This is a genomic window from Streptomyces sp. NPDC049585 (assembly GCF_040675615.1).
Lineage (GTDB): Bacteria > Actinomycetota > Actinomycetes > Streptomycetales > Streptomycetaceae > Streptomyces > Streptomyces luteosporeus.
Map to the genome: position 1 here is coordinate 244,115 of NZ_JBFAPE010000005.1, position 12,053 is coordinate 256,167.

At 75.1% G+C, this 12,053-nt stretch carries 12 protein-coding genes; 4 read left to right on the top strand and 8 right to left on the bottom strand.

Annotated features, from left to right (window positions below; translation table 11 throughout):
- Window positions 1-84 precede the first annotated feature (84 nt).
- Together AB0K17_RS08645 and AB0K17_RS08650 are read left to right on the top strand one after the other, a co-directional pair.
- Entirely contained in the window at window positions 85-912 is an 828-nt protein-coding gene (locus AB0K17_RS08645) for a histidine kinase (RefSeq protein ID WP_365982566.1), read from the top strand.
- Window positions 909-1,613 carry a response regulator transcription factor gene (locus tag AB0K17_RS08650; RefSeq protein ID WP_365982567.1) on the top strand — a complete coding sequence of 235 codons (705 nt, stop codon included), beginning with the start codon at window positions 909-911 and terminating at the stop codon, window positions 1,611-1,613. Before AB0K17_RS08645 ends, AB0K17_RS08650 begins: the two co-directional genes overlap by 4 nt.
- 114 nt (window positions 1,614-1,727) lie before the next feature.
- On the opposite strand, the gene AB0K17_RS08655 is transcribed toward AB0K17_RS08650, so the two are convergent.
- From AB0K17_RS08655 to AB0K17_RS08675, 5 genes are all read right to left on the bottom strand, one after another.
- Window positions 1,728-2,801, bottom strand: a complete 1,074-nt coding sequence (locus AB0K17_RS08655; protein WP_365982568.1) for an NAD-dependent epimerase/dehydratase family protein — start codon at window positions 2,799-2,801, stop codon at window positions 1,728-1,730.
- A gap of 190 nt (window positions 2,802-2,991) precedes the next feature.
- Window positions 2,992-4,086 carry a hypothetical protein gene (locus tag AB0K17_RS08660; protein WP_365982569.1) on the bottom strand — a complete coding sequence of 365 codons (1,095 nt, stop codon included), beginning with the start codon at window positions 4,084-4,086 and terminating at the stop codon, window positions 2,992-2,994.
- Window positions 4,087-4,094: 8 nt separating this feature from the next.
- Window positions 4,095-4,634, bottom strand: coding sequence for a DUF2231 domain-containing protein (locus AB0K17_RS08665; RefSeq protein ID WP_365982570.1), 540 nt, complete (start codon window positions 4,632-4,634; stop codon window positions 4,095-4,097).
- 76 nt (window positions 4,635-4,710) lie between these two features.
- Window positions 4,711-5,340, bottom strand: a complete 630-nt coding sequence (locus tag AB0K17_RS08670) for a response regulator transcription factor (protein ID WP_365967884.1) — start codon at window positions 5,338-5,340, stop codon at window positions 4,711-4,713.
- Window positions 5,337-6,605 carry a histidine kinase gene (locus AB0K17_RS08675; protein ID WP_365982571.1) on the bottom strand — a complete coding sequence of 423 codons (1,269 nt, stop codon included), beginning with the start codon at window positions 6,603-6,605 and terminating at the stop codon, window positions 5,337-5,339. Before AB0K17_RS08675 ends, AB0K17_RS08670 begins: the two co-directional genes overlap by 4 nt.
- Before the next feature lie 156 nt (window positions 6,606-6,761).
- Between AB0K17_RS08675 and AB0K17_RS08680 the strand changes: the two genes are divergently transcribed.
- A complete protein-coding gene (locus tag AB0K17_RS08680; protein WP_365982572.1) occupies window positions 6,762-7,328 on the top strand; it encodes a heme-binding protein in 567 nt (188 codons plus the stop codon).
- Between the two features lie 247 nt (window positions 7,329-7,575).
- Here the strand turns inward: AB0K17_RS08680 and AB0K17_RS08685 are convergent, their stop codons facing one another.
- Window positions 7,576-8,502: a hypothetical protein gene (locus AB0K17_RS08685; RefSeq protein WP_365967881.1), complete on the bottom strand. Its 927-nt coding sequence runs from the start codon at window positions 8,500-8,502 to the stop codon at window positions 7,576-7,578.
- Window positions 8,503-8,618: 116 nt separating this feature from the next.
- On the opposite strand from AB0K17_RS08685, the gene AB0K17_RS08690 reads away from it, so the two are divergent.
- Entirely contained in the window at window positions 8,619-9,962 is a 1,344-nt protein-coding gene (locus AB0K17_RS08690; RefSeq protein ID WP_365982573.1) for a diacylglycerol kinase family protein, read from the top strand.
- Here the strand turns inward: AB0K17_RS08690 and AB0K17_RS08695 are convergent.
- Both AB0K17_RS08695 and AB0K17_RS08700 read right to left on the bottom strand, forming a co-directional pair.
- Window positions 9,927-10,418, bottom strand: a complete 492-nt coding sequence (locus AB0K17_RS08695; protein ID WP_365982574.1) for an ion channel — start codon at window positions 10,416-10,418, stop codon at window positions 9,927-9,929. The two genes, AB0K17_RS08690 and AB0K17_RS08695, sit on opposite strands and share 36 nt — an antisense overlap.
- Window positions 10,415-12,001 (bottom strand): MFS transporter, encoded by a 1,587-nt coding sequence (locus AB0K17_RS08700; RefSeq protein ID WP_365982575.1) that lies wholly within the window; start codon window positions 11,999-12,001, stop codon window positions 10,415-10,417. The genes AB0K17_RS08695 and AB0K17_RS08700 overlap by 4 nt, the downstream gene beginning before the upstream one ends.
- Between the last annotated feature and the right edge of the window lie 52 nt (window positions 12,002-12,053).

Consider the following 12,053-nt stretch of genomic DNA (forward strand, 5'->3'; position numbering starts at 1 on the left):
CCCGGGGATGTAGGGAGCTGGACCCGGGGGATGATGCGGACCACGGGGCGGGGCTGCGAGGCTGACGGAGTGTGGAGTTCAGGGGTGGGATGGCTGGTCATCGCGCTGGTGGCGGCGTGCGCTGCCGCCGGCTGGCTGGGCGTGGCCCTCGTCCGGGTGCGGCGGCGTCACCGATCGGCGATCGAGGAGCGCGGCTGGCTGCTGGAGCGGGAGCGGGAGAGCGCGGCACGGACCGCCGTCGACGCCGAGCGGGCCCGGATCGCGGCGGACCTCCACGACATCGTCAGCCACAACGTGAGCCTCATGGTGGTCCAGGCCGGTGCCGCCCGCGAGGTGCTGGCCACCCTGCCGGACGAGGCCGCGGCTGCGATGAGCGCCGTCGAGAGCGCCGGACGCAACGCGATGACCGAGCTGCGGCTCCTGCTCGGCCTGCTCGCCCCCGAGCAGAACGGCGACGACGAGCCCTACGGTGCAGATCTGTCACCACAGCCGAGCCTGAGCAGGCTCAGCCCGCTGATCGACCGGTTCGCCTTCGCCGGCCTGCCCGTGGACGTACGGATCTCCGGGGAACCGCGCCCGCTGCCGGGCGGCATCGATGTCACCGCCTACCGGATCATCCAGGAGGCGCTGACCAATGCCCTCAAACACGCGAGCACGGCGAAGGCGGAGGTGACGGTGCGTTACGCGGATCACTGCCTGCGGGTCGAGGTCCTCAACAGCGGGCCGAGCGTCCTGGTGGCCGGCGGTTCCGCGTCTCCCGGTGGCCCGGCCACCGACCGGGCGGACGGAGCCGGACGCGGGTTGCTCGGCCTGCGGGAGCGGGTCGCCGTCTACGGCGGCGACCTGGACGCCCGCCGCCGCCTCGGCGGCGGCTACCGCGTCCGCGCCCGGATCCCCCTGGACCGGCCATGACGCCCACCGAACCCACCCCCCGCGTCGTCGTCGCCGACGACCAGGAACTCGTCCGCACCGGCTTCCGGCTGATCCTGACCGCCCGCGGAATCGACGTGGTGGGCGAGGCCGCCGACGGGGTGGAGGCGGTGGCAGCGGCGCGCGAGCTGCGGCCCGACGTCGTGCTGATGGACATCCGGATGCCCACCATGGACGGCCTGGAGGCCGGCCGCCACGTCCTTGCGCAGGTCCCCGACTGCCGGGTGATCATGCTGACCACCTTCGACCTCGACCGCTACGTCTACGCCGCCCTCGCCGCCGGCGCCAGCGGCTTCCTCCTCAAGGACGTCACCCCCGAACACCTCGCCTCCGCGGTACGTCTGGTCCGGACCGGCGATGCACTGCTCGCGCCCTCGATCACCCGCCGCCTGGTGGAGCGCTTTGCGGGGGCCGCGACCCCGCCGCCGGCCCCGGACGCCCACCGCGACCTGGCCGCCCTGACGCAGCGGGAGCGCGAAGTCCTGACGCTCATGGGCCGGGGTCTGTCCAACAGCGAACTGGCGCAGATGCTGACGCTCAGTGAGGCGACGGTGAAGACGCACGTGGCCCGGATCTTCGCCAAACTCACCCTGCGCGACCGCGCCCAGGCCGTCGTCGTCGCCTACGAGACGGGACTTGTCTCTCCGGGTGACGCCGCCGGAAGAGTTCGCCAGAGGCGGTAACGGTACGGCAGGGGCAACCACCGTGGGGGGAGCGCTGCCCGCGAGGGCGGCCGTGGCCGGGTGGCGGTCGGCCTCGACGGGGGCGCCTCGCCCTGCATGGCTGCGTCCTTTCGTTCAGGGCCGGGTGCCGACGCCCGTGCGGAACTCGCGTGCCCTGCCTCCCGGGGGCCTCGCCGCCAGTGGCGGTGTGGGGCCGCCGGTGCCTTCCCGCAGGCCCTCGACGAACTCCGCCACCGCCTCGACGGCGGTGAACCGCGGGTGCCAGCCCAGTTCCCGTGCGGCGCGCGTGCAGTCCATCAGCGGCAGGCGCAGCACGGCGTCGAAGAGGTCCGGGGAGGCGGGCACCGCGTGCAGGCGCCATGCGGCGGCCAGCGCGGGGCGCAGCAGGCGCAGCGGTACGCGTCGTACGCGGGCCCGCCACATGCCGGCGAGGACCTCGGCGTCGATCGGGGGGCCTGCGGCCAGGTTGAACGATCCCCGTACGTCCCGGTGCAGAGCGAGCCGGTAGGCGTCGGCGACGTCCGCGGTGTGCACGGCCTGGAACCGCAGGCCCGGGACGTCCGGGACGAACGGCAGGAGCTCGGGGTGGACGAGCGCCCGGGGCAGCAGGGGGCCGGCGAAGAGCCGGCGCTGCTCGACGGCGGCGGCGCGCGGGAAGACGAAGGCCGGACGCATCCTGACCACCCGTACGCCGGGGTGGCGCTGCTCGAAGGCGTCCAGTACCCGCTCCAAGTAGGCCTTCTCGCGGGTGTAGGCGGCTCCCGGCCAGCCGTGCGTCGGCCAGCTCTCGTCGACGTGGCGGTCCTTGGGGCCCGGCGAGTAGGCGCCGACCGAGGAGGTGTGGACGAGCAGGGGTACACCGGCGGCGGCGACGGCGTCGAGGACGCGCAGGCTGCCGAGGACGTTCGTGCGCCATGTCAGGGCCGGGGTGTGCGTGGGCTGGAACAGCCAGGCCAGGTGGATCACCGCGTCGGCGCCGCGGAACAGCTCGCCGAGGTCCGTGCGTTCGTCGCCGAGGTCGACGCCGACCCAGGTGGTCCGCTCCGGCAGCCACGTCGGCACCCGCCGGGCCAGTCCCGTCACCGACGCGATCGCGGGGTCGGCGGCCAGGGCACGGACGATGCCCGTGCCCAGGTTGCCCGTGGCCCCGGTGACGATCACGCGTGTGCCCGCTGCTGCGGTGCTCATGGCCCTCCCGTGCGTCGCGGCCCGTACGTCCCGGCTTCCCGGTACGCCCCGGCTTCCCGGTACCCGGGTATCCGTTGTGCCCGTGCCTAAGCAGATGGCGCGTCTGGCGTGCGCAGCTTGTGCAGGACGGCGCGTTCGGCGGGGCCGGCGGGCCGGTAGTGGTACAGACGCATTCCGCTCTCCTGCTCCGTCAGGAGCGCAGCAGCACGCCCACGCCATCGTGCAGGGGCAGCGTGTCGTGGGGGACGACGACGAGTTCGGCGCCCGTGCCGACGGCGGCCCACAGCAGGGCGTCCTCCGCCGTCTCCCGGCGCACGGTGGGTTCGCCGAAGGCCCGCAGTTCCTCGGCGGACAGGGAGATCCGGTGGGGCTCGGTGCCGGTCCAGACGGGGGCGGACAGGCTCACGGGGGTGGTGACGAGCAGGGCCTCGGCCCGGCCCTGCTGCAGGGCGGCGGCGACGGCGGTCAGGCCGTCGGACGCCTCGGGCCGCTGTGCGCGCTGGGCCCGGTAGCGGTCGAGGAGCCGGTGGTCGCCGGTGCTCGGGCGGTCGGCGAGCAGGCCGCCCAGCTCCTCCTCGAGCAGGGCCCGGCCCGGACCCGGCCGGGGCGGCATCTCCTGCGCGGTGGCCTCGCTCCGTACGGTGATCAGGTGGTCGCGGACGCGCCGGGGCAGGCGGCCCACCAGCACCCCGCGCGCCCACTCGGCCTGTGCGCCCGCCCGTACGACGATCACCTCGGCGTCGCCGCCGGCGGCCAGTTCCTCCAGGTGCCGGGCGATGTCGGGCGCCTGCTGCGGCCAGTCGCCGGCCGGGACCCGGTGGGTGGCCGCGGGGCCGGGGACGACCCTGCTCATGGGCCAGCGCCCGCTCTCCACCTCCACGAGCACCTCCTCGGGCTCCTGCGTCAGGTGGTCGAGCGCGACGGCGGCGTAGGGGATCTCGGGGGCGTGGTGGACGGCCAGGGGCAGGGCGTGCGGCAGCGGGCCGAAGCGCGCGACGTCGCGCCGCGGGGGCTCGGGCAGTTCCTCGACGAGGACGAGCCGGCCGCGTGCCGCGAACAGGGCCTGCCCGTGGCGCCCGGCCACCTCGCGGTCGGCGCCCAGGACATCCGCGAGGGCGTCGAGGGTCTCGCGCTCCGCGCCGCCGGCGACGAGGTCCTCGCGCAGGTGGCGCCAGCGCAGGGCGATGGCCCGCTCGGGGTCGTCGATGTCCTGGGAGGTGTCCAGGTAGACGCTCGCCCAGGGGCCCGGCTGCTCGTAGAGCGGGTCGAGGAACGACAGCTTCACCGCGCCTCCTACGGCCCCTGATCGGCTGCGCCGTGGCCGGTGTAGCCCTCGGCCTGGGTGGTCTCGTCGGCCACGCGGACCCCGTAGCGGTAGGCGAGCTTGCCACCGAGGTAGCCGGAGATCCCGAGCAGGGCCAGGGCGACGGCGGACAGGGCGAGCATCGCGGGCCGTACGGCCTGTGCGGGCGGCTGGGCGGCGCGGCGCCAGGCGAAGTCGCCGGCGTAGGCCAGGGTCACGAGCAGGTTCAGGGCCATGTGGGTGACGCCCACGCGGAACGCCGAGGTGCCGGAGGGGATGACCCGCAGGTCGAGGAGGCCCACCAGCGCCGCGGCGAGGGCGCCGATGACACCCAGGGCGATCAGCCACTGGGAGCCGTGGGTGAGGAAGCCGGGGTCGCCTGTGAGGTGGGAGGCGATGTCGAAGACCAGGCTCGCCACCCATGCGCCGATCGGCACGGTGATCAGGATCGGATGGAGCGGATGCCCGTACGGGCCGGCCAGGACGGCGCTGACCGGCGCTTTCGCCCTCCGCTGTGCGTCGGTGAGCATGGCGGCCTCCTGACGTTCCCGGCCGTTGCGCGGGTGGTCCCCTGCCGCCATTGTCGCGGCCGGTTGCCCGGACCGCTCAGGGCAGCAGGCGCTGCTCCTTGGCCACCGCCACCGCGCCCGCCCGGGTGTCGACGCCCAGCTTGTCGTAGATGCGGCCCAGGTGGGTCTTGACGGTGGCCTGGCTGATGAACAGGGCCCGGGCGATGTCGCGGTTGCCCAGGCCCTGGGCGAGCTGGGCGAGGATGTCGAGTTCGCGGGCGGTCAGGGCGGGGCGGGCGGCGCCGCGCAGCCGGCTCATGACGCGGCTGGCGACGGGCGGCGAGAGCGCGGTGCGGCCCTGGGCGGCGTCGTGGAGGGCGGCGAAGAGCTCCTCGGGGCGTTCGGCCTTGAGCAGGTAGCCGGTGGCGCCCGCGGCGATGGCGCGGGTGATGTCGGCGTCCGTGTCGTACGTGGTCAGTACCAGGACGTGGGTGCCGGTGGCCGCGATGCGGCGGGTGGCCTCGACCCCGTCGATGCCGGGGCCGAGCTGGAGGTCCATCAGCACGACGTCGGGCCGCAGCCGGGCGGCCGCGGCCACCGCCTCCTCGCCGCTGCCGGCCTCGCCGACCACCTCGAAGCCCGGTTCGCTGCCGAGCAGCGCGAGCAGGCCGGCGCGGACGACGGCGTGGTCGTCGCAGAGCAGGACGCGGACGGGGGCTGGGGTCATGGCGTGGTGTCCGTGGGGTGCAGGGGGACGGCGGCGGACAGGACGGTGCCCTCGCCGGGCGCCGTCTCGAGCGTCAGGACGCCGCCCAGCTGCCGGGCCCTCGCGCGCATCGCGGGCAGTCCGTGCCCCCGGGCGCCGGGCGCGCCGGCGGCCCGGGCGTCGAAGCCGCGGCCGTCGTCGGCGACGTCGAGGACCACCTGGTCGCCGAGGAAGGTCAGGGTGAGGGTCGCCGTGGTGGCGCCGGCGTGTTCGCGGACGTTGGCCAGGGCGCCCTGGGCGATGCGCAGCAGCGCGGAGGAGACGCGCTCGGGCAGCGGCCGGGCCGGCGTGCCCTCGATGTGGCAGCGGACGGCGAGGCCCTTGTTCTCCTGCGCCTCGCGTGCGGCCAGGGCGCGCAGCGCCTGCTGGAGGGTGCCGCCGCCGGCGAGGTCGGCGGGGGCGAGGTCGCGCACGAAGCGGCGGGCCTCGGCAAGATTGCGGCCGGCGATGGAGGCGGCGGTACGGACGTGCCGGTGGGCGGTCTGCGGGTCCGTCGTCCAGACCCGGTCGGCCGCCTGCAGCAGCATCTGCTGGCTGGACAGGCCCTGGGCGAGGGTGTCGTGGATCTCCATGGACAGGCGCTGGCGCTCGGCGAGGGTGCCCTCGCGGCGCTCGGTGGCGGCCAGCTCGCGCCGGGTGCTGATCAGGTCCTCGATCAGCCGCCGCTGGTGGTCGGACTGGCGGCGCATGTGGACGAAGACGGCGGTGGCGATGGCGGCGACGGCGGGCGGCGCGAGGACGAGGTTGGGGTCGAAGCCGCCGGGCGAGAGCTTGAGCTGGGCGCCGACGACGAAGGCGGTGAGGACGGTGACCAGGGCGAGGGCCGTGCGGGGCGGCAGGGTGTGCAGGCCGGTGAAGAACAGCGGCACCGCGCACCAGGCGAAGCTCGGCGCGAGGACCACCAGCACCATCCAGACCGCCACGACCGCGCCCAGCCACACCAGGCGGCGCGGGGCGGTGCGGGCGAACGGTGCGGGGCCGAGCACGTACAGCAGGGCCAGCCCGGCGCAGAGCCCGATGATCCACGGGGTGCGGGGCTCGCCGGGGTGCCGGGTCAGGAACCGCGCCAGCGAGGCGCCGAGGAGGAGGAAGAACGCGGCGTGCATGACGAGGCGCAGCCGGCGCTCGCCGGAGGCGGCGGCCTCCTGCGCGGCGGGGCCCGGGGTGCCGGCGGGCGCGGGCACGAAAGCGGCGCCGGCCCGTGCCGGCGTCCCTGTCCTTGCCATCGAACCCTCCTCGACCTGCATGTTCACGCCCATGGTCGCCTGCGGGGCCCATCCTCGCATCAACCGATCGGACGACACGGAGGTCGGCCTTTGCGCTCGCGAGGAGCAGCCGCCGGGTCGAGGTCCACGCCCCGGTGGCGGCCGGAGGATCGAGCCATGAACACCAAGAAGAAGCTCCTCGCCGCCACGGCCGCCCTCGTAGCCGCCGGCACCGCCGCGACCGTCGGCGCGGTCGCCGCCAGCGCCGCCGCCCCCGAGGCCGCTACGAAGACCGCCGCTACGAAGACCACGGTGAAGGCCGATGCGGCCGAGGGGAACCTCGTGCAGTCCGCCCACCTGTCCGTCGCCGCGGCCACCAGGGCCGCGCAGGCGGGCCTGGAGGCCGCCGCCAAGGAGGGCCAGAAGGTCTCCGTCGCCGTCGTCGACCGCAACGGCAACACGATCGTCACGCTGCGCGGTGACGGGGCCGGACCGCAGTCGTACGCCTCGGCCGAGAAGAAGGCGTTCACCGCCGTCTCCTGGAACGCCCCGACCTCCGTGCTGGTCGGCCGCCTCTCGCAGACCCCGAATCTGAAGGACATTCCCGGCACCCTGTTCCTGCCCGGTGGCGTCCCGGTCCAGGCGAAGGGCGCGCCGGTGGCGGGCATCGGTGTGGCGGGCGCTCCCAGTGGCGATCTCGACGAGAAGTTCGCCCGTGCCGGCGCGGCAGCGCTCGGCCAGTAGGTCCGCATGACACGGCCCGCCGGCAAAAGTCCGCCGGCGGGCCGCTGCGCCGGTGCCGGGCGCGAGCCGTCAGGTGGTGTGCCAGAGCTGGTTGCTGCCCTGGTTGCAGTCCCACATGAGGACGGCGGCCCCGACCCACCAGTTGCCGTGGGCGATGGTCAGGCACCTGTTGTAGGCGGGGTTGCGCAGGCGGGCGCCGTCGGGTGCGCCGGCGGCGAGACGAGAACGCGCCGCCTGCCGCAGCGGGTCACCCCCGCAGCCGGCGGCGCGCCCACCACAGTCCTGCCACGAGCAGGGACAGCGCGACGAGGACGATCACGGCGGTGCCCCAGAAGCCGCCGGCGATCCGCTCGCCCGCCAGGGCGACCGCGGCGGCGGCTGCGACGGGCACCAGCGTCAGGGCCAGCAGGCGCAGGACGGCGAGGACGCCCGCGGCCCTGGGGACGTGGGTGAGGGGCCTTCGGTGCCGCAGCGCGTCGCCGGCGGCGGACGGGGTGTAGTACCGCACGGCCTTCGCCCCGAGGCGCAGCGTGTTCTGTCGGTAGATCAGCGCGAGCGCGGGCACCCAGATCAGGGGCAGCACCATGCCCAGCAGGAACAGCGCCACGACGAGGGCGGTCGACAGGATCCGCCGCGGCCTGCTGCGCTTCTCGCCGCCGCCCGTGATGCCGAGGAGCGCCGCCATCCGCACGACGAGGGACCAGCGGGTCCGCCGGGGAAGCCGGCCCCTGCCTCCCGGCGGATGGCGCGGCACCTCGGCGAGCGCCTTCGCGGCCGCCCCGGTCGAGGGGTGGACGTCCTGCAGCACGAGCAGGTCGGCGGCCCGCTGCTCGCTGCGGGGGTCGTGGCCTGCGAGATCGGCCACCTCCAGCACCATTGCGGCCTGGGACAGCAGGGCGGCCACGAAGGCCAGCGGTACGAGGACGACGAACGGCCCTCCCAGCACGGCGCCGTCGACGATGGTCGTCCGGGTGCCGTGGGCGACGGCGTCCCCGGCGAGCTCGTCGTGCCCGGCGTGGGGTTTGCGCCGCCTGCGGCGGGCCGTGGCCGCAGCGGCCCGCGGGCCGAACCTGCGGACCGCGAAGAGGGCCAGCTGTTCGGGCATGTGCTGGGGGTCGGCCCAGATCATCGGCAGCAGGGCCTGGGCCTCCACCGTCACCGACTCGTCCGCCACACACCCCACCGTCGGCGCCGTCGCCCGGGCATCGCCTCACCCGTTGCGGGTGAGCGCGGCGGCCTGTGCGGGGGCGACCATGGGGGCACGGTCGCGCACACGCGAGGAGGGTCGCCGTGCACGTCGCCCCGCACGGACACCGAGGACGGCGCCGGTCCGCACGCCTGGCGGTCGCAGCGGTCGTGGTGGCGGTGGTGCTGCTGGTGTCCGTCGCCGGTGCGGGGGCCCTGGTGCTGGTGGCCGTCGGGCTGGTGGGGTCGGCGCTCACGGCGGCGGCGGCCTGGTGGGCGCTGAGCCGCCGGGGCGCGGTGCGGGGCATCGCGGTGGTGCTGGGCGTGGCCGGGCCGGTGGCGGTGCTCGCGGCGTACGTGGCGGCCGGGCTGCTGTGGCTGGTCCTGCTCTCGCTGGGCCTGTGGGTGCTGGCGGCCGTGGCGGGGTGGGCCGCGCTGCGGGCGGATGCCCCGGTGTCCGCGGGGCGGCGTGTTCCTGCGCCGCGGCATCCCTGGTTCGTGATGAATCCGCGCTCCGGCGGCGGCAAGGTCGGCCGGTTCTCGCTGGTGGAGCGGGCCCGGGCGCTCGGCGCCGAGGTCGAGGTGCTGTCCGCGCCGCACCCCGTGGACGTGGCCGGGTGCGCCCGTGACGCCCTGGCCCGCGGCGCCGACCTGCTGGGCGTGGCCGGCGGTGACGGCACCCAGGCACTGGTGGCGGGGGTGGCGGCGGAGCACGGGGTGCCCTTCGTGGTGGTACCGGCCGGTACCCGCAACCACTTCGCCCTGGACCTCGGGCTCGACCGTGACGACCCGTCGCGCGGCCTCGATGCGCTCACCGACGCGGTGGAGCTGCGCGTGGACCTCGCGCGCGTCGGAGGCCGCGTCTTCGTCAACAACGCCTCGTTCGGCGCCTACGCGGAGGTCGTACGGAGCCCGGCGTACCGTGACGACAAGGCCGGCACCGTCCTGCAGCTGCTGCCCGAGGTGCTCACGCACCATCGCGGGCCGCGCCTGACGGTCACCGCCGGCGCCGTGCGCCTCGACGCGCCGCAGGCGGTGCTGGTCAGCAACAACCCGTACCGGGTGGGCGACCGTGCCGGTCTGGGGCGGCGCGACCGGCTCGACGGCGGGGTGCTGGGGCTGCTGGGCATCACGGTCGACACCGCGGTGCAGGCGGCCGAGCTGCTGCGCGGCCGGCGCGCGCCCGGGCTGGCCGTCCTGACCTGTCATGAGGTGGTGGTCGACGCGGACGCCCCGCAGGTACGCGTCGGCGTCGACGGGGAGGCGCTCGATCTCCCCACGCCCGTGCGGTGCGTGACGCAGCCGGGCGCCCTGCGGGTACGGGTGCCGCGCACGCGCCCGGGCGTGCCGCCACCGCGACCGCGGCTGGAGTGGCGGCGGCTGCTGCAGCTGGCCTTCGGCCGCGCCCCCGCCTCAGCCGCGCCCGGCGGGAGCGCGGCCGAGCGCTGACTGCACGGCGCCGACGACGACGTGCGCGGCGACGCCCAGCAGCAGGATGTCGCCGGCCATCTGCACCATCGTCATGATCCGTGCGGCGTCGGTGTGCGGGGTGATGTCGCCGAATCCGACGGTGCTGAAGACGGTGAGGGCGAAGTAGAGCGCGCCGGTGCGGGTGAGCGGCTCGGTGAAACTGCCGGGCCTGGCCTGCTCGGTGAGGTAGTAGGTGGCCGCGAAGAGCAGCAGGAACAGCGGCACGGTGGCGGCCAGGGACTCCACGGCCCGCAGCCGGGGCCGCGAGGAGCGCAGGATACTGCGGATCTGCCACATGAACAGGGCCGTCACCCCGGCCAGTCCCAGCACCAGGCCCACGGCGGCGCTGCCCTCGAACCGCCGGTTCAAGGGCAGCAGGTAGTAGGCGAGGACCAGCCCGGTGGCCGTGGCCAGCGGCCGCAGGGCCGCGCTCACCGGCCCGCGCCGGCGGCCGGGCGTCCGGCGGGCAGCCGGCGGGTGAACGGGAAGGCCAGCAGCGGGACGGCGGCGGCCGCCAGGACGGCGGCCTTGAGGCTGTGCAGCTGTGCGGTGGCGTAGGAGTCGACGAGCGCGTCCGCCTCGGCCGGGGGCAGGGCGGCGCGTTGGGCCGTGGCGCGCACCTGGTCGGTGCTCACGAAGCTCACGCCCGCCTCCATGGCAACACCGGCCTGGTGCCGTACGGCCTCCGAGATCGTCGGGTTGTTCCCGATCTGCGTGGTGAAGGCGTGCACCAGGGCGCCGATCAGCAAGGAGCCGATGAGCGCGGTGCCCACGGACGATCCGAGGTTCTGCGCGGTGTACTGCAGGCCGCCGACCTCGCTGCGCTCCTGCTCCCCCACGGCCGACTGCACGATGTTGCCCAGCTGCGAGGCGAGCAGGCCCATGCCGATGCCGAGGACGGCCATGGCCAGGCCGAAGGAGAGGTTGTCGATCTCGGGCTCGATGGTCGCCAGAAGCCATACGGCCGCCGCGATCAGCACCAGCAGGCCGCAGCGCACCACGGTCCGCGGGGCGGCGATCCGGCCGAGCAGCGGGCCGGTCATGGCGGACAGCAGCATGGTCACCGACACCGGCAGCAGGCGCAGGCCGGTCTGGAAGGCGTTCAGGCCCTGCACGACCTGCAGGTAGAGCGGGATGACGAAGAACAGGCCCAGCAGCACCAGGTTCTGGCACAGGAGCATGGAAAGTCCCGAGCGCAGGGGCGGGTTGGCGAACAGCGCCAGGCGCACCAGCGGTTCGCGGCCGCGGGCCTGCCGCCGGCGTTCCCAGGAGCAGAACAGCCACAGCAGGACGGCCCCGGCGCCGATGGCGAACAGCGTCGGGGAGAACCCGAGGACGGTGAAGGGCGGGTTGCGGGGTTCGAGCCAGCCCCAGGAGCTGCTCTGCAGGACGCCCACGACGACGAGGGCGAGGCCGGCCGCGGAGAGCACGACGCCCACGTGGTCGAGTGCGGTCCTCGGGCCCGGAGGGACGTCCGGGACCCAGGAGAGCAGGCAGAGCATGACGACGACCAGGACGACTTCCCCGGCGAAGACCAGCCGCCAGGTCAGGTACGTCGTCACCCAGCCGCCCAGGAGCGGTCCGACGGCGATGCCGGCGCCGGCGAGGCCGCCGATGACGCCGTAGGCGACCGAGCGCTCCCGGCCCCGGTAGGCCCCGGCGACGAGGGCCGCCAGGGCCGGCAGGACCAGGGTGGCGCCCAGGCCCTCGACGACCGACCAGCCCAGGGCCAGCACCCACAGGGCCGGTGCCAGGGCCGTCACGGCGGATCCCGCCCCGTAGACCACCAGCCCGGCGGCGAAGGTGCGGCGGCGCCCGAAGGCGTCCCCGAGCTTGCCTCCCGTGATCATGAAGGCGGCCATGACCAGGGTGTACAGGGTGATGACGCCCTGGATCGCGGTGACTTCGGTGTCGAAGTCCTCGACCAGTTTGCTGATCGAGACGTTCATCACCGAGGTGTCCAGGACCATCAGGAACTGTGCCGTCCCCAGCACTGCCAGGGCCCGCCATCTCTTCACGCCTGCGCCTTCCCGCCGTCCGGTGCGCGGGCGGCCGCTCGTTGGCACCTTA

Coding starts and splice junctions, on each gene's coding strand:
- AB0K17_RS08650 (WP_365982567.1), top strand. CDS start 909: ATGACGCCCACCGAACCCACCCCCCGCGTCGTCGTCGCCGACGACCAG.
- AB0K17_RS08655 (WP_365982568.1), bottom strand. CDS start 2,801: ATGAGCACCGCAGCAGCGGGCACACGCGTGATCGTCACCGGGGCCACG.
- AB0K17_RS08665 (WP_365982570.1), bottom strand. CDS start 4,634: ATGCTCACCGACGCACAGCGGAGGGCGAAAGCGCCGGTCAGCGCCGTC.
- AB0K17_RS08670 (WP_365967884.1), bottom strand. CDS start 5,340: ATGACCCCAGCCCCCGTCCGCGTCCTGCTCTGCGACGACCACGCCGTC.
- AB0K17_RS08675 (WP_365982571.1), bottom strand. CDS start 6,605: ATGGCAAGGACAGGGACGCCGGCACGGGCCGGCGCCGCTTTCGTGCCC.
- AB0K17_RS08680 (WP_365982572.1), top strand. CDS start 6,762: ATGAACACCAAGAAGAAGCTCCTCGCCGCCACGGCCGCCCTCGTAGCC.